Origin of the sequence: Mesorhizobium sp. ISC11 (genome assembly GCF_037162595.1) — a bacterium.
In the GTDB taxonomy this organism is placed as follows: Bacteria; Pseudomonadota; Alphaproteobacteria; order Rhizobiales; family Rhizobiaceae; genus Mesorhizobium; species Mesorhizobium ciceri.
The window spans coordinates 1,588,977-1,609,049 of record NZ_JAVSPW010000001.1; the positions used below are offsets into that span (position 1 = coordinate 1,588,977).

General features: G+C 59.4%; 24 protein-coding genes. 16 read left to right on the plus strand and 8 right to left on the minus strand.

All coding sequences use genetic code 11. The features are described 5' to 3' along the window. Nucleotides 1-10 precede the first annotated feature (10 nt). The 9 genes from RPF88_RS08070 to RPF88_RS08105 all read left to right on the plus strand — a co-directional run bounded on the left by RPF88_RS08070 (nucleotide 11) and on the right by RPF88_RS08105 (nucleotide 5,865). Complete coding sequence (locus RPF88_RS08070) at nucleotides 11-436, plus strand: c-type cytochrome (RefSeq protein ID WP_224674324.1); 426 nt, start codon at nucleotides 11-13, stop codon at nucleotides 434-436. Nucleotides 437-470: 34 nt separating this feature from the next. Then, nucleotides 471-692: a hypothetical protein gene (locus RPF88_RS08075; RefSeq protein WP_064994265.1), complete on the plus strand. Its 222-nt coding sequence runs from the start codon at nucleotides 471-473 to the stop codon at nucleotides 690-692. After that, nucleotides 689-1,060 (plus strand): DUF488 domain-containing protein, encoded by a 372-nt coding sequence (locus RPF88_RS08080; protein WP_127369255.1) that lies wholly within the window; start codon nucleotides 689-691, stop codon nucleotides 1,058-1,060. Before RPF88_RS08075 ends, RPF88_RS08080 begins: the two co-directional genes overlap by 4 nt. Before the next feature lie 124 nt (nucleotides 1,061-1,184). Continuing rightward, a complete protein-coding gene (fsa, locus tag RPF88_RS08085) occupies nucleotides 1,185-1,841 on the plus strand; it encodes a fructose-6-phosphate aldolase (protein WP_337122130.1) in 657 nt (218 codons plus the stop codon). A gap of 267 nt (nucleotides 1,842-2,108) precedes the next feature. Further along, nucleotides 2,109-3,644, plus strand: coding sequence for an FAD-dependent oxidoreductase (locus tag RPF88_RS08090; protein WP_337122131.1), 1,536 nt, complete (start codon nucleotides 2,109-2,111; stop codon nucleotides 3,642-3,644). A gap of 89 nt (nucleotides 3,645-3,733) precedes the next feature. Next, a complete protein-coding gene (locus RPF88_RS08095) occupies nucleotides 3,734-4,030 on the plus strand; it encodes a hypothetical protein (protein WP_064994261.1) in 297 nt (98 codons plus the stop codon). 184 nt (nucleotides 4,031-4,214) lie between these two features. Continuing rightward, the gene (locus tag RPF88_RS08100) at nucleotides 4,215-5,036 is read left to right on the plus strand and encodes a universal stress protein (RefSeq protein WP_127369643.1); all 822 of its coding nucleotides are present in this window, start codon (nucleotides 4,215-4,217) and stop codon (nucleotides 5,034-5,036) included. Nucleotides 5,037-5,252: 216 nt separating this feature from the next. Next, on the plus strand, nucleotides 5,253-5,471 hold the full coding sequence (locus RPF88_RS33325) for a Rieske 2Fe-2S domain-containing protein (RefSeq protein WP_442921291.1): 219 nt from the start codon (nucleotides 5,253-5,255) through the stop codon (nucleotides 5,469-5,471). 178 nt (nucleotides 5,472-5,649) lie between these two features. Further along, a complete protein-coding gene (locus RPF88_RS08105) occupies nucleotides 5,650-5,865 on the plus strand; it encodes a DUF2945 domain-containing protein (protein WP_337123866.1) in 216 nt (71 codons plus the stop codon). A gap of 80 nt (nucleotides 5,866-5,945) precedes the next feature. On the opposite strand, the gene RPF88_RS08110 is transcribed toward RPF88_RS08105, so the two are convergent. Continuing rightward, nucleotides 5,946-6,593, minus strand: coding sequence for a uracil-DNA glycosylase family protein (locus tag RPF88_RS08110; protein ID WP_442921292.1), 648 nt, complete (start codon nucleotides 6,591-6,593; stop codon nucleotides 5,946-5,948). A gap of 318 nt (nucleotides 6,594-6,911) precedes the next feature. On the opposite strand from RPF88_RS08110, the gene RPF88_RS08115 reads away from it, so the two are divergent. Then, nucleotides 6,912-7,766 carry a LysR family transcriptional regulator gene (locus tag RPF88_RS08115; RefSeq protein ID WP_245485175.1) on the plus strand — a complete coding sequence of 285 codons (855 nt, stop codon included), beginning with the start codon at nucleotides 6,912-6,914 and terminating at the stop codon, nucleotides 7,764-7,766. A gap of 20 nt (nucleotides 7,767-7,786) precedes the next feature. Here RPF88_RS08115 and RPF88_RS08120 read toward each other — a convergent pair whose 3' ends face one another. The 3 genes from RPF88_RS08120 to RPF88_RS08130 all read right to left on the minus strand — a co-directional run bounded on the left by RPF88_RS08120 (nucleotide 7,787) and on the right by RPF88_RS08130 (nucleotide 9,663). Continuing rightward, on the minus strand, nucleotides 7,787-8,548 hold the full coding sequence (locus tag RPF88_RS08120) for a two-component system sensor histidine kinase NtrB (RefSeq protein WP_337122133.1): 762 nt from the start codon (nucleotides 8,546-8,548) through the stop codon (nucleotides 7,787-7,789). A 180-nt stretch (nucleotides 8,549-8,728) separates the two neighbouring features. Further along, nucleotides 8,729-9,253, minus strand: coding sequence for a plastocyanin/azurin family copper-binding protein (locus RPF88_RS08125; RefSeq protein WP_164753808.1), 525 nt, complete (start codon nucleotides 9,251-9,253; stop codon nucleotides 8,729-8,731). Next, on the minus strand, nucleotides 9,250-9,663 hold the full coding sequence (locus tag RPF88_RS08130) for a DUF5602 domain-containing protein (protein ID WP_337122134.1): 414 nt from the start codon (nucleotides 9,661-9,663) through the stop codon (nucleotides 9,250-9,252). The genes RPF88_RS08125 and RPF88_RS08130 overlap by 4 nt, the downstream gene beginning before the upstream one ends. A gap of 420 nt (nucleotides 9,664-10,083) precedes the next feature. On the opposite strand from RPF88_RS08130, the gene RPF88_RS08135 reads away from it, so the two are divergent. The 6 genes from RPF88_RS08135 (at nucleotide 10,084) to RPF88_RS08160 (ending at nucleotide 13,367) form a co-directional block, all read left to right on the plus strand. Beyond that, nucleotides 10,084-10,608 carry a PTS sugar transporter subunit IIA gene (locus tag RPF88_RS08135; protein WP_224674386.1) on the plus strand — a complete coding sequence of 175 codons (525 nt, stop codon included), beginning with the start codon at nucleotides 10,084-10,086 and terminating at the stop codon, nucleotides 10,606-10,608. 136 nt (nucleotides 10,609-10,744) lie between these two features. Then, nucleotides 10,745-11,209, plus strand: a complete 465-nt coding sequence (locus RPF88_RS08140) for a group III truncated hemoglobin (RefSeq protein WP_337122135.1) — start codon at nucleotides 10,745-10,747, stop codon at nucleotides 11,207-11,209. A gap of 47 nt (nucleotides 11,210-11,256) precedes the next feature. Continuing rightward, nucleotides 11,257-11,721, plus strand: a complete 465-nt coding sequence (locus tag RPF88_RS08145; protein WP_337122136.1) for an RrF2 family transcriptional regulator — start codon at nucleotides 11,257-11,259, stop codon at nucleotides 11,719-11,721. A gap of 41 nt (nucleotides 11,722-11,762) precedes the next feature. Then, a complete protein-coding gene (locus RPF88_RS08150) occupies nucleotides 11,763-11,906 on the plus strand; it encodes a hypothetical protein (RefSeq protein WP_337122137.1) in 144 nt (47 codons plus the stop codon). Between the two features lie 699 nt (nucleotides 11,907-12,605). Next, nucleotides 12,606-12,881 carry a hypothetical protein gene (locus RPF88_RS08155; protein WP_064994255.1) on the plus strand — a complete coding sequence of 92 codons (276 nt, stop codon included), beginning with the start codon at nucleotides 12,606-12,608 and terminating at the stop codon, nucleotides 12,879-12,881. A gap of 240 nt (nucleotides 12,882-13,121) precedes the next feature. After that, nucleotides 13,122-13,367: a DUF982 domain-containing protein gene (locus RPF88_RS08160; protein WP_064994254.1), complete on the plus strand. Its 246-nt coding sequence runs from the start codon at nucleotides 13,122-13,124 to the stop codon at nucleotides 13,365-13,367. 396 nt (nucleotides 13,368-13,763) lie between these two features. Here the strand turns inward: RPF88_RS08160 and fdhF are convergent, their stop codons facing one another. The 4 genes from fdhF to RPF88_RS08180 all read right to left on the minus strand — a co-directional run bounded on the left by fdhF (nucleotide 13,764) and on the right by RPF88_RS08180 (nucleotide 19,958). After that, nucleotides 13,764-16,556 (minus strand): formate dehydrogenase subunit alpha, encoded by a 2,793-nt coding sequence (fdhF, locus tag RPF88_RS08165; protein WP_337122138.1) that lies wholly within the window; start codon nucleotides 16,554-16,556, stop codon nucleotides 13,764-13,766. Continuing rightward, nucleotides 16,556-18,226, minus strand: coding sequence for an NAD(P)H-dependent oxidoreductase subunit E (locus RPF88_RS08170; protein ID WP_337122139.1), 1,671 nt, complete (start codon nucleotides 18,224-18,226; stop codon nucleotides 16,556-16,558). Before RPF88_RS08170 ends, fdhF begins: the two co-directional genes overlap by 1 nt. A 146-nt stretch (nucleotides 18,227-18,372) precedes the next feature. Continuing rightward, nucleotides 18,373-18,612: a sulfurtransferase TusA family protein gene (locus tag RPF88_RS08175; RefSeq protein WP_064994283.1), complete on the minus strand. Its 240-nt coding sequence runs from the start codon at nucleotides 18,610-18,612 to the stop codon at nucleotides 18,373-18,375. 89 nt (nucleotides 18,613-18,701) lie between these two features. Next, nucleotides 18,702-19,958, minus strand: coding sequence for a molybdopterin molybdotransferase MoeA (locus RPF88_RS08180; RefSeq protein WP_064994251.1), 1,257 nt, complete (start codon nucleotides 19,956-19,958; stop codon nucleotides 18,702-18,704). Between the last annotated feature and the right edge of the window lie 115 nt (nucleotides 19,959-20,073).

Below are 20,073 nucleotides of genomic sequence, written 5' to 3' on the forward strand. Positions count from 1 at the left end.
AACAAACGCGTTGAAAGAAGCAAACATGAAATCGACTTTGCTTGGATTGACAACCGCAATTCTCACTACAGTCGGATCGGCCCATGCGCTGGAGGCATCCCCCGGCAACGCCGAAGCCGGCGCAGCCGTCTTCAAGAGGTGCATGGCCTGCCACTCGGTCGGCCCAGACGCAAAGAACGGAGTAGGTCCGGTTTTGAATGGCATCGTCGGCCGAGCGGCCGGCGTGTATCCGGGCTACAATTATTCCGCGGCGAACAAGAATTCCGGTCTGACCTGGGATGAACCGACCCTGACGATCTATCTGCACGCGCCGCGCAAACTGGTCCCCGGCACAAAGATGACATTTGCCGGTCTCAGCAAGGACCAGGACATCGCCGACGTGATCGCCTACCTGAAACAGTTCAACGCCCAAGGACAGAAGTCGATCCTTGAGTGAGGGGCAACCGTCCGGATCGCAAAGCACGACCTTTATGAAGTTCCTGCTGCACAAGGGCCTGGGATATTCCTCGATCCATCGGATCGGTGACTACCTGCGCAGCCATGGAGCGGGTCGTCACTGGATCGAGCGATATCGCGGCGACGTCTTTCTGGTCGTATTGGACGAAGTCGACGAGGCGATCCTTGGAAAGGAATTCTCCGAACTTCTTGATGCGGTCAACGAGACGGAGGGAGACGGGACACGAGGTCGATGAGTGAAAAAATCTTCAATGACAGAGTAAAATTGAAACGGGCATATGAGAGTCCCGCTGCCGACGACGGCAAGCGAGTGTTGGTTGACCGGCTTTGGCCGCGCGGGGTCAGGAAGACCGAAGCCGCCATCGACTGTTGGATGAAGCAACTCGCGCCAAGCACCGAGCTTCGGCAATGGTTCGGACACGATCCAGCCCGTTGGGAGGAATTCCGCCGGCGATATGCGGCGGAAATCCATGAGCATCGCGATGAACTGGAACAGCTGCGCGACCTGATACGGCAGGGCACCGTTACACTCGTCTACTCGGCTCATGACGAGGCCCACAACGACGCCGTTGTCCTTAGAGAGATTTTGCTGAGACACCGATAGTGACGGGGCGCTCCTCCATTGCCATTGGGCGTGCGATCGCGGCCACGACAACAAACTCTCCGGGAACCAAAGCAGAAAACACCCATCCAATGATCGATGGGCGTTCACCTTAGAGGAGAAGACGATGAAATTCTTCGTCGATACCGCCGATATATCCGAAATTCGTGAGCTTGCCGCCGCTGGCGTTCTCGACGGGGTGACCACAAACCCGTCGCTTGTAGCAAAGACCGGACGACCCATCAGGGATGTGATCAAGGAGATTTGCCAGACGATCGAGGGTCCGGTTTCAGCGGAAGTCACCGCGACCAATTTCGACGGCATGGTCGCCGAAGGAGAGCGTTTGGCCGGCATTGCCGCCAATGTAGCCGTCAAGGTGCCATCGACCTGGGATGGGTTCAGGGCTTGCCGGGCGCTTAGTCAACTCGGCCAGAAGGTCAATGTCACCCTGTGCTTTTCAGCCAACCAGGCATTGCTCGCCGCCAAGGCAGGCGCGACCTTCATTTCGCCGTTTGTCGGCAGGCTTGATGACCTTGGGCTCGACGGCATGGAGGTGATCCGGGAAATCCGCAAGATCTACGACAACGACAAATCCTTCACGACGGAGATCCTGGCGTCTTCAATTCGCACCCCTCTCCATGTCAAACAGGCGGCGATCGCCGGCGCCGATATCGCGACCGTACCACCTGCGGTGCTCAGAAACCTCGCCAAACACCCACTCACCGACAAGGGCCTGGCGTCCTTTCTCGCCGACTGGGGTAAGACGGGGCAAGTAATCCTGTAATTCCCTGCCCGGGATCACGCGAGAGCAATCATAAATAATGCACACAACTGTCGATTAAATTCGTTTGCATGATAGCAGAGATGGCGAGAAACTACGGACAACAGACGTCCAATCGGCATCGAGTCCATGGCTGCACGTTTAGCACAAGCGGTGCCGAGAGCCTGAAGACGCACAATCAGGTGAAGGTATTCAGAGGCTGGCGGGCCTGAGTTCCCGCTTCTCGTCGGTATAGGCGATTTCAACACCTGATCGCCAAAGGAGAAGAAAATGCCTGAAGGCCATAACAAACCGAACGGGCCGGATCTGGTCCAGGGGATCGCGTTGTCCGATCTTCCCGATGGCGCAAAGCTTGTCGGCCATTGCGGCGATGAGCAGGTGCTGCTTGTGCGCCGCGGGGCGGAGGTCTTCGCCGTCGGGGCGACCTGCACGCATTACGGCGGGCCGCTCGTCGAGGGTCTTGTGGTGGAGGATACCGTCCGGTGTCCTTGGCATCATGCGTGCTTCGATTTGCGCACAGGCGAGGCTTTGCGCGCCCCCGCCTTCAATCCACTCGCCTGCTGGTCGGTGGAACAACGCGATGATCGGATATTCGTCGGCGAGAAAATCAAACGGATGGTTCCGAAACCGCGTTCTGGAGGCTCCAGCCAAGTCCCCGAGAAGATCGTCATTGTCGGCGGAGGCGCCGCGGGTTTCGCAGCGGCCGACATGCTGCGGCGCGAGCAGTTCCAGGGCAGCATCGTGATGATTAGCGAGGACCAATCGGCGCCCGTCGACCGGCCGAACCTCTCCAAAGACTACCTCGCGGGAAAATCGCCGGAGGACTGGATTCCGCTCCGCGGGGAGAAATTCTATTCAAAAAACAACATCGACCTGCGTCTCGACACGAAGGCCGTTGATATCGACCTGCGTTCCCTCGAGGTCGTCCTCGCTGATGAAAGAAGGGTTCCTTACCACAGGCTGCTGCTTGCGACCGGCGCCGAACCCGTCCGCCTGACCATCCCCGGCGCCGACTTGCCGCACGTTCACACGCTGCGCTCGTTCGCAGACTGCAAGGCGATCATCGAGCATGCCGCGACTGCCCGTCGCGCGGTCGTGCTTGGCGCCAGTTTCATTGGCCTGGAAGTTGCCGCGGCTCTGCGCGCGCGCGCGATCGAAGTTCATGTCGTGGCGCCGGAAAAACGACCCATGGAGCGCGTCCTCGGCCCGCAAATGGGCGACTTCATCCGCGCCCTGCATGAAGAGCATGGCGTCGTATTCCATCTCGAGAATACAGCGAGCAGCATCGACGCCAAGAAGGTAAATCTCAGCAGTGGCGGCTCATTGGCGGCAGATCTCGTCGTCGTCGGCATCGGCGTGCGGCCGCGGATCAGACTTGCCGAAACGGCGGGGCTGGTCGTTGATCACGGCGTTGTTGTGGACGCCTTTCTGGAAACGAGCGAGCCAGGGGTATTCGCGGCCGGCGATATTGCGCGATGGCGCGATCCCCACAGCGGTGAGAAAATTCGGGTCGAGCATTGGGTGGTTGCAGAGAGGCAGGGACGAACCGCGGCCCTCAACATGCTCGGCCAACGCGACAAATTCAACGGCGTGCCGTTCTTCTGGAGTCAGCATTACGATGTTCCCATCAACTATGTCGGTCATGCGGAGCGATGGGACGAGATCGCGGTCGATGGGAATATCGCCTCCAGGGATTGCCTGCTGCGCTTCAAGCGCGAAGGACGCACGCTGGCTGTCGCTTCGATCTTCCGCGACATCGAAAGTCTGGAGGCCGAGGTGGAAATGGAGCACCAGATGGCGACCTAGCAGAGCGCTCTCGGGCACCGCAGTTCGAAGAAGAGCGCAATCAGAAATGGCTGAGCGGAATGCCGTCATGATCGAAAGGAGTTCGAATTATGTCCACAGTGCAACAGGAACTTAGCACCACTAACGGTATGAGCACGGTCGCGCCCGCGCAACATTATTCAACGTTCGTCAAAATCATCAAGACGGTCGGCAAGGAAGCGTCCAACATGACGCCGACCTCGGTTGAAATCTTCTCGAACGGCAGCCAGTGGTACTGTCAGGTCCGTCGCGGTAACAAAACGACCAAGCCGATGGGCCCCTATTCCAAACTACAGGCTGAGCGAATCCAGGATGCCCGGCGAATGCTGATCGCAAAAAGAGGCACAGCTAATCTCGTGTTTGAGTAGGGCGAGGAGCTTTGACGGGCGGCGCCAGGCGACGAGCTGCTTCGTTGCGATGATCGGTGCGACGACGGCTCCCAGCGCAGGACGCCTTTCTAACGCCTGATACCAGTTGTCGCGGCGCATTTTCGCGGCACGTCGCCGTTCGTCCTTGGCCGAGGCTCATTACCCAATCCCGGAAGGAAGTCCAATGGCCTACAAGTCAATCGTTCTCAATCTCGACATCGATGGTATGGTTGCTCCTGTCATCAAGCTCGGTGTCGATCTGGCTCGGCGGTTCGATGCGCGTCTGATCGGCCTTTCGGCTGCCGATGTTCCCCCACCCATCGTAATGGAAGGAGGCGTCGCATTCGACGGTGAGAACATGCTGCGCCAGCGGAAGAACATCGAGCGGCGACTCGAGGATCTCCGCGCGGAATTCGAAGGTCTTGCTGGCGCGACGGTTGAGACGGAATGGCGCGGGACGGTGGGCAATCCGACCCGCTTGCTGATCGACTCGGCGCGTGTGGCCGATCTCATTGTCACAGCGTCGCCCGAAGGTGCCTCTTCTGGCAACATTCATCGTTCCACCGACCTGGGCAATCTAATCCTTCAGGCAGGACGACCTGTATTTGTCGCCTCCACCAACCAGGAAAATATCCGGATCAACAAGGTTCTTGTCGGGTGGAAGGACACCCGTGAAGCTAGGCGTGCGGTTGCTGATGCCATGCCGTTTCTGCAAATGGCCAAGGAGGTTCGTATAACCACGATCGACGATGACGCGACCGATGAAACCTCGAATAGCCTGGACGATGTTGTCGCCTTCCTTTCTTTTCACGGCGTAAAGGCGAAGGCGGAAGTGTTTCCGGAGAAATCCGATGGCGGAACGATCGCCGATGTGGCCGACGCAATGCGTGCGGATCTGGTCATATCCGGCGCCTACGGTCATAGCAGGTTCAGGGAGTGGATCTTCGGCGGGGCTACCCGCTCGCTGCTTGAAAATGATCGGCTGAACCGGGTGATGTCGAATTGATCACGTTGCTCGAACGATCGATACGCTCGGTCAAGCTGAATAACGTGACAAGGACTTTGCCCGCTGTAGGATTTTCGTCGTGCCGTCCCCCGAGCCAGTTGCATGTCCACGGTGTCGGCCTGAGTAAGGAGGCCCTTCATGAACTCCGATACACCTGATACTGACCGTCCGGACTTCGGCAAAGGCATCCCTCTGAGCCAACTCGCAGATGGCGCCATGCTCTCCGGCTATGTCGGCAACGAGCCTGTCTTGCTGGCACGTCGGGGCGAGGAAATATTCGCCGTTGGATCGGTCTGTACACACTACGGCGCACCTTTGGCCGATGGCTCCTCGTGGAGGATAATGTGCGTTGCCCTTTGGCATCACGCCTGTTTGAGTCTGCGCAAGGGGGGAAGCGGTCCGCGCCCCTGCCCTATCATCAATCCCCTGCTATGATGTCGAGCAAACTGACGCGTACATAAGGGTTCGGGTGCGGCGCCAGCCTAGGCGATGGGCAAGAACGGGTGACTGCCAAGCCTCAGCCAAATGCGCCAAAATTGACCCTACCCAGGCGGAGCACCGAGAAATGACGGAACACAAGAAGGCACCACGACGCCGACCCGCGACCGTCTCGATGACGAAAACATTTGAAGTCGGGGATCGGGTGAGTTGGAACTCGGAGGCAGGTCGCGTCCACGGAACGATCATTCGGATTCATACCCAAGATATAGACTATAAAGGCCACACGCATCACGCGAGCCCGCAGTCTCCTCAATACGAGATCAAGAGCAGCAAGACCGACCACCTGGCCCTGCACCGCGGCCAGGTGCTGACCCGGTTAAGCGACTGACGGGAGCAACGCGTGGACGGGTCTCCCTGAACACGGACAGAACTTTCGGACGATCCGGTGCCGAGTCCACCGCACGCTTATCATGCCGCCGGCTCGTGAGGAGCAGCCGCGCTGCCCAGGACAGCAGAAACCCGGGTGCGCAGGTGAGGCACCAATTCGTTCTCGAACCACGGGTTGCGACGCAGCCAGGCTGTACTGCGCCACGAGGGGTGGGGCAGCGGGATGACTGCCGGACCATAGGTGCGCCACGCGGCAACGGTCGCGGTCATCGACCTCCCCGAGGCGTGTTGCAGCGCCCACCGTTGAGCGTAACCGCCGACCAGGAGCGTCAGTTCCACTCTAGGCAAGCACGCCAGAAGCGACCGTCGCCAGAGCGCGGCACACCGGGACGGTGGCGGGTGGTCGCCCCCTTTGGGATTGGTCCCAGGAAAGCAGAACGCCATCGGAGCCACGCCAATTCGCGAATCCCCATAGAAGACACTGCGATCCAGCCCAAGCCACGCGCGCAAGCGGTCACCTGAGGCGTCGTCGAACGGCAATCCGCACTCATGCACCCGTCGTCCTGGGGCTTGGCCACAGATCAAGAGCCGGGTCTCGGAAGTGACCTGCACCACCGGGCGCGGTTCATGGCTGAATTCCCCAGCACAGGCGCGACAGGCACGAACGCTCGAAAGCAACGCGTCAAGTTGCGGCGCTTCCGACCTAGCGCGTGTTTCGGGGCTCCCCAGGCCGGGCCTAGTTGCAGCAACCTCTACCAAATCGTTCTAAACCTGTTGGTGTCTTACCCTACGATCAGTTTAACGACTGACCATTGAATGTGGGAACCAGGGTAAGATGAGACCAGCCGCCACTGGCGCAGCGCGACCGTTCGCCGCGGTGAGGCAAAGCCCCGACACCAGATTGGGCTGCGTCGACTTGTTTGGTCGACATGTCCCGCCTAGCTGTGGCCGCGTCAACCTCGCCGAACAACGGGTTCCGAAGCCAGATCTGGACGGCATCTATCCGACAAATGATTTCGATTGACCTTTTAACGCAGTTTTCATGTTATGATCGCCATGGACATCGAGCTCGCTCGCACTTTTATCGAAATCGTTTCGACAGGGAGTTTCATTCGGGCCTCTGAGCGCTTGAACGTCGCCCAGACGACCGTAAGCGCACGAATCCGTAACCTCGAGCAGCAACTGGGTCGCCAGCTTTTCGTCCGCCACAAGGGCGGCGCTTCGCTCACTCCCGCCGGCGAGCAGTTCCTGCGCCACGCCCCGATGTTCGTCCAGTTGTGGCAACGCACCCTTCACCAGGTTGCCGTGCCCTCGGGACGCCGAGCTGTTCTGACGGTCGGCAGCGAAGTCAGCCTTGCCCAACCCCTTCTGCTCGACTGGGTCCGATGGATGCGTCAATCCCTTCCGGATATCGCGCTTCGTGTGCACGTCGATGTGCCGCAGGACTTGATCAAACAAGTCGCATCCGGGCTCGTCGACGTGGCGATCATGTACGCGCCCCAGCATCGACCCGGCCTGAAAATCGATCTGCTTCTGGAAGAAAAACTCGTGTTTGCGACCACCAATTCCGAAGCGCGCCTCCTGGACGGGTCTGATTATGTCTATATGGATTGGGGTCCGGACTTTGGACATCACCACGGGATGAGTTTCCCAACTGCTGCGCCCGATCTTACTTTCGATCTCGGTCCGCTCGCATTGAACTATGTTCTTGCGGCGGGCGGCTCGGGATATTTCAGGATGAGCTCTGTGCAGCCTCACGTAGTGGCCGGCCGGCTGCACCTTGTGCCCGAAATGCCGCAGTTCTCCTATCCGGTTTACGCGGTGCAATCCGCAAATGCGGATGAGAGCGTAATAGGTCCTGCCCTGACAGGATTGCATTCCGTTGCAAGCGCCGACAAATAATAGGAGCTCTTTTTCGGCGTCTAAGTGTCCGCTTGGATTGACGGGAACAGGAGATCCACTGTTGTCCCAATCCCTGGTTCACTCCTTATCCGGATCCGACCATTAACCGCCTGCGCCAATGCCTGTACTTGCAACATCCCTATCCCGGTGCCCTTCTCACCCTTTGTGGTGAAGAAAGGATCGAACACCTTCCGCAAAACTTCCGGAGCCATGCCGCAACCATGGTCTTTGACGCGAACGCGTGCGTAGGTACCCGGCCCGGGTGGGTCAGGTGTCATGGTCGTCTGCACGAATCGCTCAGTGATGACGTGAACCTCCCCGCCACCTGGCATCGCATCTCGCGCGTTTATGACGAGATTAAGCACTGCAGCGTCGAACAGCGCTGGGTCGATCAAGCAGTCCGGGACGTCGGAACCAAGCTCCAGCTTGACGCGGACATCGGGACCGGCGCCATACCTTAAGAGGGGCGCGAAAGACTTGAGGAACTCATTCAAATTGCCAGCATGGGCATCGAGTTCCTGATGCTTTGCGAAGGCGAGTAGCTGTGACGTTAGCTCGATCCCTCGATCGATCCCTTCCCGCGCTGCGGCAATGTAGGCACGCACGCTTTCGGGTGCGTCAGCTCTCCGCTCCGCGAGCCCGAGCCCGGATTGGATTACTGCCAGGAGATTTCTGAAATCATGGGCAATACCGCCTGTCATTTCGCCCAGCGCAGCAAGCCGGTGCGTCGCACGTTCGCGTTGCTCGACTGCAGTTCGGAGATAGAGAGTCGTGTCCGGCATCGGAGTGCGCGCGTCGCGTTCGGCCCGAGATGGTCGTTGAGTTTCACACGGAAACACACAGCCTGTCATAGAAGTCGCCCCTAAAGGTCACTGACGACACCCGAGCAACCCGCGCTCCCATCAATATCGTCGTATTCTGTCTCATTTGTTGCTGAGGGCCGTACCTTTCATGAGCATGATCTAAGCACGCCGGACGACCCTTTTCGTCATAATGTCTTCGACAGTCGGGAATGCCTTGAGGGTCTCCTCCGGTAGGTCGCCATTTGCTCCGACCATTTCAGACCAGCCGTGTACCTCTGGTTCGCCGACGATGATGCGGCCGACCATCCCGGCATGCTCATGCGGGACACAATAATAATCGTACACCCCCTGCTCGGTGAAGGTAACCGAAAAGCTTTCCTTGGGCAGGAGGTAGTCGGAATCCCATGGTTTTGCCGCCTTGGGCATGCGAAGCGGTCGCTCGAAGTTTGCCGGGTGGTAGGCTGTGGTTGTGTGCGAATTGCCAGGATTGAGATTGGTCCAGCGGACCGTCTGACCCGGTTTGATCAGAATGCCAATCGGATCGAACCAGACTTGTGAACCGTCGCCGCGCCCTCGCATCTTGATTTCGACCACCTCGCCGGCCCATACCGACAGAGAAGGCAGGGAAAGGGCGGCGGCGAGACCGCCGCCCGCGCCCAATATCTCACGGCGCGTGAGTGTCATTTGGCGACCCGCGCCTCGTCTGCGGCTGGGACATGCCACAGCACAATGTGGACATGCGGCTCTTCGACGCCTGGATGACCGGCATTGTAGTAGACCTCGACATGGTCGACATTGCCGCCGGGCGCGGCGAGGTTGTCAAAGCGTTTGTCCGGATTGAGATCTTTGATCGGCAGCATATAGATGGTGCTGACAATTTTGCCGTCGTGATCATAGGCAAGGAACGGACCGGCCGGCAGTGTCGCCGGATCGACAAAAAGTTGACCCATGCCAGGTAGGAAGTCGGGCAGCTTCACAAGCTTGCTGACCTGTTGGTAAGGCGCTGCTGGCGGGGATTTGGTGACCTCAGACGCCGCCATGGCGCAAAGCGAGCTGGCCATTGTCACGACAAGTGCGAGGGCGAGCTTCTTCATAGGTTATCTCCTTGTTGAATTCAAAAGTCACGATGCCGACAATTTAGGAGACCGGTACACGAAATCGTTGTTTAGCTTGTTGATACCGCCTGTCGCGCCCTGCCAGTAAGTAGGAGGCCCCTATTTTCGTCAAACGAAATTAGCTGGCATTTCAGTGCAGTAATTCTGCTTGCGCCGCCCGCACTGTTTGCTTGATTTCCGGAAATCCTTCACTACCTGTGAATTGCCATGGATATCTTCAGCCTCCATTTCCGGCGAGAGCCAATCCACCTCAAAATGGGCTCTTAACCCGGACGCGAGAAGGCACTGCCTTCGCGGCCGGGACAGCCAGGATTCCACTTCATCCGAAAGTGAACAGAGCCCTGCTTAAGCAGTGCGACTGATCACTGCGCGTTTGGAACGACACGAAGATTGACGCTCATGATCTCCCCCATCCTGTCAGAAGAAGACATCTCGCTTGACCTTGTGACAAAGGGAAAGCAATCAGCCTTGTCAAAAATCGCGATTAGGATTGCGCGAAGAACTGGGATTGACCAGCAGGTGGTTCTGCGTGGTCTTTTCGACCGCGAGCATCTCGGCTCGACCGGCATCGGCCGTGGCGTCGCGATCCCGCACGCTCTACTCAGCACAATCTATTCGCCTGTCGCGTCTTTGACACGCTTGGCCCAGCCCATTGATTTCGAGGGCCCAGACGACGATCGTGTAGATCTCATTTACACCGTGCTCTGGCCGCGTTCTGCCACTTCCGCCTTTCTCCCTGCCCTTTCGCAAATGTGCCGGCTGTTTCGGGCATCTCAGGTTCGGGAACATCTCCGGCAGGCACGGTCATCTGATGAGGTGTTGGCGATCCTCGAAACTGAATCGCATCAGGAATTCCCTCCCAATTTGCATACTTCCCGTGTCGGACCTTACACCGCAATGTCTAGGCAGTTCGGCAACGCCTAGGTCCCCAGGCCACGTTGGGGCGGACCTTGGGAGGTTTCGCAAAGATAGATTTACAATCTATGTTTATGGCGATCATCATGGGCGAGCCAAGGCTTGAACCCGCTTGGATGGGACAGAGGAAGCCAGGAGCAAACAGATGAGCCAGAATGATCAGAGCAGGAGGACGATCGTCGTCGACGGCGTCCCATTGCCAGAGTTGCTTGATGAGACAACGATCCGCGAGGTGGTCCACGGTTTTTACGGCGAAATTCGACATGATGACCTTCTCGGCCCCATTTTCCACGATCGGATCGAGCCAGACAGTTGGCCACAGCATCTAGCGAAGATGTGTGACTTCTGGTCTGCGACGTTGCTTCGGACGTCCCGATACGAGGGGCGGCCACTGCCGCCACACCTGGCCATAGCCGGCCTCGGCGAGACGCATTTCCGTCGCTGGTTAAAGTTGTTTCGCAAGACGGTGCACCGCATTTGCCCGCCCGAGGTGGCAGCGCTTTTTATGGACCGCGCGCTTCGGATCGCGCACAGTTTCCGTTTAGCAATTGCCTTCAACCGCGGTGAGACCACGATTGGCATCGCACCTATTGTCGAGAAGGACCTTTGATGCAGACTGGTTGGTAGGGATTCTCGCGCCAACAGCAGGAGAGATGCATGCGGCTGACTGCCTTCTCAGACTACGCGTTGCGAATGCTGATGTACGCCGCCTCCGCCGGTGACCGGCTGATCACGATTGAGGAAGCTGCGCGCGCCTTCAACATATCGAAGACGCATCTGAACAAGGTCGCCAATACCCTCACCCGCAACGGCTATCTGAAAGCCATCCGTGGCCGTTCCGGCGGCCTTGTTCTCGGACGGCGGCCCGAGATGATCCGGATCGGCGACGTCGTGCGGTTGACGGAGCCGGATTTCGCACTGGTTGAATGTTTCGCGACTGATGGAAACCAATGTGTACTAACTGCCTCTTGCAAGCTTTCAGGGATGTTTGGTGAAGCGATTGCCTCGTTCCAGAGCACCCTGGACCGCTATACGCTGGCCGACATCATGCTGGCGCCGAAGGACTTCCTTGGCAGCCCGAAAAGACCCGCTGGCAACGGTGCGGCGCACAACGTCTCATGATTATTTCGTTACGTGCCCGTTTTGCTCCGATGGAGACGCCCATGCCTGAACCAAAGATGAAGGAAAAGCCGTTACCGAGAGAGATCGATTCCGGTATCGACCCCGACAACAGCCTGCTGCCAATGCTTCTTGGCGGGCTTGTGTTGATAGTCCTCGGCGCGATTGTCGTCATGATGTTTGTCTAGTTGGCGACGCATGACGCTGTGTTAGAACATCGTTCAGCAGCATTCGTGCAGTCAAGCGCCCGCGTGACGCCAATGTAGGGCGCGGGCACTCTCGTGATGTCGCCGCTGGGGACATGTTGTCGCAGAACAGAGTCCACTTGAGCCTGGTGTCCGCCGAAGACAATCGCGTATTAGGCGACAATATGGCGCCAGGTTTGCCACGGCGGTACGTGGCCGGACTGTGTACGCCATCGGTGTCGGTGTCTAAGTACAATCAGGTCCGAGACTCCTCAGTTCGATGAAGTGAGTTCGTGAGTTAAAAAAGGCCGGACTGATAAGCCCGGCCAGGTTTGAAGATAAATACCTCCTGAGGGGAACGCGTCGACGGATGGGGAGAAACGCTCGACGCAACACCTATGTGGGACGCGTAGCTTATCTTACAACGACAGGGTGATGGGCCACAATCGCTGCTCCGTCGAGCCAGGGACGCAAAGCTCGCCTTCATTTGTCGAGCAGGTGGATACCCGCGCACCACCTAGAAGAACTTTGGAATAAATGGCACTAGTTGATCTTTTTTTGAGCCCTATAAACTGCGCAAGAGATCAACATAAAAACTGCAGATATTTAATCATAAAATTCATTTGCTTCACGAAGGACTTGAGCTTTAGCCTGACCTCGATCGTTGTGAGGCGATCGCAAATCAGTTAGGAGAAAACGATCGTGAGCATCAAAATACTTTGCATGGGAGCGGCGGCTCTCACAATTGTAGCTGGCGTAGCATTTGCGGGTGCGCTTGACGAACCGGCAAAAATGGCGCCCTTTCACACCGACTCCACCATGAAGACCTTGAAATCGCAAGCCGACTTCAGGAGCGCGTGGATGGCGATGAACGACGAGGACCGAGCCGGGATGATGAAGGAGTGTGGCGACGAAGCCATAGCCAAAAATCACGACAATTTCTGCAAGATGACCAAGCAACTTGGCGGCGCCAACTGAATGGGGCTTTTTGCGAATCAAAATGGCAGGCACAATTACCTGCCATTTTACGACGGACGCGGCTCCGCCGACCCCAGGGGGGCATTTTAGGACGGTCCCGCCTGGCATACCTCCCGAAGGCTGAAAGTAGCGGACGCGACCGATATTCAGACAGCCCGGCTTTCGCGGGACGGTGATGCGTGATGATGAAACTCCGTGTTGTGACGTGCGTTGTGAGCTGTGCGCGTCAGAGGCTTTCCCATGTATGAAGCGTGGTTTTCCAAACCTGTAGCCGTTGCCACCGGCATCAGCGGCGACATCCGAAACCTTACCAACGCTCGTGAGGCTTTTGACTTGCTCAACGACAAGTGGCGCAACGAAGGAAGCGCCAAGCATCGATCTGCACTACGAGCATGCCAGCAGGCGTTGAATGGCAACGTTCCGGCTGACATCGCCAGAGACGCTTTTATTGAAGCAGCGCGGGAAGCGCGCATGTTGGTCGGGTGAGTTGCGGTGACAAGAGCTTGCCCCGCGGTTCAGCGCCCATGAACGCGTCGACCTGCTTACATACTCAGAATGAAAAACGGAAAGCCGGCGGTGAACTTCTGTGCTTCGGCTGGCGCTCGGAAAACTGAAGCAAGCAAGCCGGCACCGTTCCGTTAGAATGCATCTCGCGTCGCCTTCAGCCCAAACAAACCTATGAGGAGGACGCCGAGTGAGTATCTTCGGAATAAGCGTGGACTGAGTCTGGGCGGCAACGGCGCTTTCCGATCTATCGATCTTCGCAAAGGCCTGCAACGTGGGTTGGCGCCTTCCGGACTCCGGCAATGCGGCGGCGGTAGAGCAAATGGCATTCGTCAAGTCAGCCATCGACCAAGCTACGTCAGCGGGCAGTTTCCAACATCATTCGGCAGCTTCGACCGATCTCGATGCCGGCACGATCCGCGCGGCACAATATTTGAACTCGGGGATCTTGCCGTAAGGATCGAGCATAGGATTGGTAAGCATGTTGGCCGGGCTCTCGTTAAAGCAGAACGGCATGAACACCATGCCATCGGCGACCTCTCGATCGGCCCGCAGAATGGCTTCGACGACGCCGCGCCGCGTTTCTACGTTTATCACGTCTCCCTGCGCAAGGCCGCGGCGCCTGATCTCGTAGGGATTCATCGCAGCAATGCCGTAGGGCTCGATCGCGTTGAGCACCCCGGCGCGGCGTGTCATGGCGCCCGTGTGCCAGTGCTCCAGCAAGCGCCCGGTGGTTAGCACCAGAGGATATTCGTCGTCGGGCACCTCGTCGGGGGGCAGGAGGTCGGCGGGCACGATGCGCCCGCGGCCATCCGCGGTCGGGAACCCGGTGGTGAAGACGATCTCGTTGCCAGGAACATCAGGACCATCGGCAGGATAGACGACGGACTCCTCGCGTTCGATGCGCTCCCAGGAAATATGCTTCAGCGACGGCATTACTTGCGCCATTTCGCCGAAGACATCCGAAACGTGTTTGTAGTTCCAGTCCAGCCCCATGCGTCTGGCAAGCTCGATGATGAGATCGAGATCCTGCCGCGCCTCGCCGGGCAGGTTGACGGCGGGTCGGCCGATCTGCACCTGCCTGTTTGTGTTGGTGTAGGTGCCGAGTTTCTCCGCATGCGCGGAGGCCGGGAGCACCACGTCGGCGTGCCATGCGGTTTCGGTCAGGAAGATGTCCTGAACTACCAGATGCTCAAGCTTGGCGAGTGCGGCGCGCGCATGGCTCTGGTCGGGATCGGACATGGCCGGGTTCTCGCCCATAATGTACATGCCCCGGATCTCGCCGTCATGGATCGCGTCGACGATCTCGACGACGGTCAAGCCGCGTTTGGGGTCGAGCGCCTGGCCCCAGAAATTCTCGTACTGGCCGCGGATATCGGCATTCTCCACCGATTTGTAGTCGGGGAAATACATCGGGATGAGGCCCGCGTCCGAGGCGCCCTGGACGTTGTTCTGGCCGCGCAGCGGATGGAGCCCTGTGCCGGCGCGCCCGACATGGCCGGTGATCAGCGCCAGCGCGATCAGGCAGCGCGAATTGTCCGTTCCGTGGGTGTGCTGCGAAATGCCCATGCCCCAAAAGATCATCGAACGCTCCGCCTTGGCATAGGTGCGCGCCACATCGCGCAGCACACCGGCCTCGATGCCGCAGACGGGAGCCATCGCCTCGGGCGAGAAATCCTTCACCTTTGCCTTCAATGCCTCGAAGCCGGAGACGTTGGCCTGGATGTACTGCTGGTCATAGAGCCTCTCGTCGATGATGACGTGCAGCAGCGCGTTCAGCATCGCCACGTCGCTGCCTGGCTTGAAGCGGAGGCTGTAGGTCGCGTGGCGCATCAGTTCCTGGCCGCGCGGGTCTATCACGATCAGCTTGGTGCCGCGCTTTGCCGCTTGCTTGAAATAAGTCGCCGCCACCGGATGATTTGTCGCCGGCCGCGCGCCGATGATGATCACGCATTCGGCCTTCATGGCATCCATGAAAGGCGCCGAGACCGCGCCAGAGCCAACGCCCTCCATCAGAGCGGCCACCGATGAGGCATGGCAGAGCCGGGTGCAATGGTCGACATTGTTGGTCCCGAATGCCTGCCGAACGAATTTCTGGAAGAGATAGGCCTCCTCGTTCGAGCCCTTGGCGGAGCCGAAGCCGGCCAGTGCGTTGCCGCCATGGTCGTCGCGAATGCGCTTCAGCCCGCTGGCAGCGCGCTCCAGCGCTTCTTCCCAGGTGGCCTCGCGGAACACGGTGAGCGGGTCGACATCGCGCAGATCGATGTCGCCGGCTTTCGGCGCATCGTCGCGGCGGATCAGCGGCTTCGTCAGCCGTTCGGGCGACATCACATAGTCGAAGCCAAAGCGGCCCTTGACGCAGAGCCGGTTCTCGTTCGCCGGACCATTGCGGCCGTCGACCTGGACGATTTTATTGTCCTTGACGGCGACGCGCGTCTGGCAGCCGACGCCGCAAAACGGGCAGACCGTGTCGACAAGCTTGTCGAACGCTTGGACGACACGGGTCTTGCCGGTTTCGTCCATCAGCGATTTCTCGTAGAGCGCACCAGTCGGACAAGCCTGGACGCATTCGCCGCAGGTGACGCAGGTCGACAGGCCCATGGGGTCGTGCATATCGAAGACAGGAACCGAGTGATTTCCGCGCTCGGCCATGCCGATCACGTCGTTGACCTGCACCTCGCGGCAGGCGCGCACGCAAGCGCCGCAGGTGATGCAGGCGTCGAGATTGACGGCAATGGCCGGATTGGTGATGTCGAATTCTGGCGCTAGCCCCTCCTCGGTGAACTTGGAACGGTATCGGCTGCCCGAAATTCCCATCGAACCGGCCCATTGCCAGAACGCAGACAGGTTGTCTGGACCGTCGCTCGCCGATCGCATGTTGCTTGCGAGGAGCTCGAATACCATCTCGCGTGATTTGCGGGCGCGTTCGGTATCGGTTTTCACGACCATGCCGGCAGAAGGCTGGCGAACGCAGGAGGCAGCCAGCACGCGCTCGCCTTCGATGTCGACCATGCAGGCGCGGCAATTGCCGTCGGGACGATAACCCGGCATGTCGACATGGCACAGATGCGGAATTTTTGTACCCTGGCGCTTGGCGACATCCCAGATAGTCTCGCCAGGGGTGGCGCTTACGGTTTGCCCATCGAGGGTGAATACCGTGCTAACAGCCATCAGAGGTCACTCCGGAAATGCGTCAGCAAATGATTGACCGGATTGGGCGCTGCCTGGCCCAGGCCGCAGATCGACGAATCGCGCATGACCATTTCGAGGTCGCGAATCTTGTCTTCCGGCATCAGACCCTGCTCCTGCAAGAGAGCCACCATTTTTTCAGTCCCGTCGCGACAAGGCGTACACTTCCCGCAGCTCTCATGCTTGAAGAATTTCATGAGATTGAGCGTGACCTGCTTTATATTGTCGGCCCGCGAGAACACGACGATAGCATGGGAGCCGACGAAGGCGCCCTGCTTGGCCAGATCACCGCCGAAATCGAGCGGAATGTCGCCCAGTGTCGCTGGCAGGATACCGCCTGAGGCGCCGCCCGGCAAATAGGCCTTGAACTCATGACCGTCCGCCATGCCGCCGCAATAGTCGTTGATCAATTCGCGTACCGTTACGCCGGCCGGCGCCAGCTTGACGCCGGGATTTTTCACGCGGCCGGAAACGGACCATGAGCGGATGCCGGGGTGGCCGGGCTTGCCCTGCGTAGCGAACCATTGCGCGCCCTTTTCGACGATGTCGCGGATCCACCAGAGCGTCTCGACATTGTGGTTGAGCGTCGGTCGTCCGAACAGGCCGACCTCGGCGATGTAGGGGGGGCGGTGGCGCGGCATGCCGCGCTTGCCCTCGATGCTTTCCAGCATCGCACTCTCCTCGCCGCAGATATACGCACCAGCGCCGCGGCGGAGTTCGATGAACCCCGGCTTGACGATGCCGGTAGCTTCGAGTGCGGCGATCTCCTGACGAAGAATGGCGAGCACCGCAGGGTATTCGTCACGCATGTAAAGATAGATCCGTTCCGCCTCGACCGCGTGCGCTGCAATCAATGCACCCTCAAAGGCACGGTGCGGATCTTGCTCGAGATAGATGCGGTCCTTGAAGGTGCCGGGCTCGCCCTCGTCGCCATTGATCGACATCAGGCGCGGGCCCGGATAGGAGCGCACGATCTGCCACTTCTTGCCGGCAGGGAAACCAGCACCGCCCAGGCCCCTCAAGCCCGCATCGCCCAGGGTGGCGATGAGCTGGTCTGTGTTCAGCGTCCCAATCCGTACCTGCTGCAAAAGCTGGTAGCCTCCTGCCTGGCGATACGCCTCCAGTCCCACATAATCGGGTATGCTTACATCGGTCTCCGCTGCCGCGGCCATGCGCAGCAGGGCCTCGGCAGTTGCCTGGTCGACCTCGCGATTACCGATACGTGCGGCCGGCGCGCCAGCGCAGCGGCCCATGCAGGGCGCGCGCATGACCCTGATCGCCGGATCGGCGCCCGCTTGCAATTCGGCCAGGAGCGTCTCGGCGCCTGCCAGCATGCAACTCACTGAATCGCACACACGGATTGTCAGCGGCGCCGGCGGCATCTCGCCTTCCTTCACGACGTCGAAATGGTCGTAGAACGTCGCCACCTCGTAGACCTCTGCCTGCGACAAACGCATATCTTGTGCCAGCGCCCGCAAATGCCGCGCTGACAGGCAGCCATATCGGTCCTGGATAAGGTGGAGGAATTCGATCAGCAAGTCGCGCCCTCGCTGGCGCGCGCCAAGCAGCGCCTGGACCTCGGCGAGCGCGGCGTCATCCAGCGGCCTGCCCTTTGGTCCGCGATCACGCCGCCGCTGTTCCTGCATCGTCATGTGCTCGCCTCCCGCGTGCCCCTTACCTCGTAACGATATCCGGCGGACCATGATGTCGACTATGAGGCACGATATGTTCCCTGCACGACCAAGGCTGGGCGTTGCCAGGTCATATCGTGGAACCGCGGGAGATGTGGTGCAACCCTTCAGATCGTCGCAGCTTGCGCTTTTTCGATCACGAACACGATCCGATCGTCGTCGCGTTCCGTCGATTCAAGGCGTTCTCCCATTTCAGTGAGAAGATTTGGTATGTCGATGACCGCCAGTGGGTCCGTGCAGTGAACCTCGAGCCGATCGCCTGGCCTCAAGGCTTTCAGCGCCTTACGCGTCTTCAGTGCGGGCAAGGGGCATTTAAGCCCGGTCAGATCCAGCTTCGTCGTGGTCATCATGGCCAGCATGATGCCCGACGGGGCGTGGCATCGTCAATTGGAGCGTTGGGGTCTTGGCTCCTGCTTCTGGCGCGGCCGGACTGCTGTCACAGAAGACTGGAATAGGCGAGGAAGTTGACCGTGTGGCCCGGCTCGACATGGACTATCTCCTCACCCAGTTCGACGAGACCGTCCGTGGCGACCAGAGATGAAAGCAGTCCGGCGCCTTCTCGGGGGAACTTCGTCGCCTCGTAGGAACCATCCGCGGTCGCGTGCACGTTTGCTCGTACATACTCGCGCCGTCCCTGCTTCTTGCTGTAAGAAAAGCCGGCCCGCACAGCGATCGGGATCGGCGGTTGCTGCCGCGCCCCGACGAGCGCGAGGATCGCAGGGCGGGCAATATGGGCGAAGGTGACGAAGCTTGCCACCGGATTGCCAGGAAGTCCGATCAGCGGGATTCCATCGATCACGCCCATGGCGACGGGCCGGCCCGGCTTGATCGCGACGCGCCAGAACACCAAGGTTCCGGCGCTCTCGACAGCGGCCTTCACGCAGTCGGCCTCGCCCGTCGACACACCGCCCGAAGTCAGGATCAGGTCATGGCTCGATGCCGCTTCGCGCAGCTTTTCGGCAATCAGGCGGCTGTCATCCATAAGGATACCGAGATCGGTGACGTCGCAGCAGAGCCGAGCGAGCATTGCCGTAAGCATGAAGCGGTTCGAGTCGAAAAGCTGCGCTGGTCCGCGCAGGTCTCCAGGCGCAACGATTTCGTCCCCGGTCGAGAACACTGCGACACGTATCCTGCGCTTGACCTGGAGTTCGATGAATCCCAATGCGGCGGCCAGCGCGACATCTTGCGGCCGCAGCCGGTGGCCGGCTGGGAGGACGCCTTCACCCAGTGCGACATCCTCACCCATAGGACGGACATTGGCACCCGTTTTCAAGCCGGGCGGGAGAATGACCCGGCCAGATCCGTCCACGCTCACATCTTCCTGCATGAACACTGTATCGGCCCCCTTGGGCATTGGAGCGCCAGTGAAAATGCGCACCGTTTGGCCGGGCAGCACAGGTTCATCCGGCGCCATGCCGGCCTGAACCCTCCCGGCAACGGCGAACGCCGTTTTGACGGTTTGCGGCAGGTCGGCCCCTCGCACGGCATACCCATCGACCGCGGAATTTGTGAAGGGTGGCAGCGGCAGCGGTGCGACCATCTCCCTCGCCAGGAAGCGCCCATCCGCCAGCACGAGCGAGACCGCCTCGACCTCCTGCACAGCACTCAGTTTCGAGGCGATGAGCGCGGCGGTCTCGTCGATGGGCCGCATCGGTCCGCCGAAAGCGAAGCAGTCATCCGAGATTTGCGCCATTTATGTTCCAATTGCACGAGGGTGCCGCCTTGGCAGCAATCGCATCAATCCGAGCTTTTTTTAATTAGCTTCGGTTGAACACCTGTAAGATACATCAGGCCAGAGCAGTGGCGAG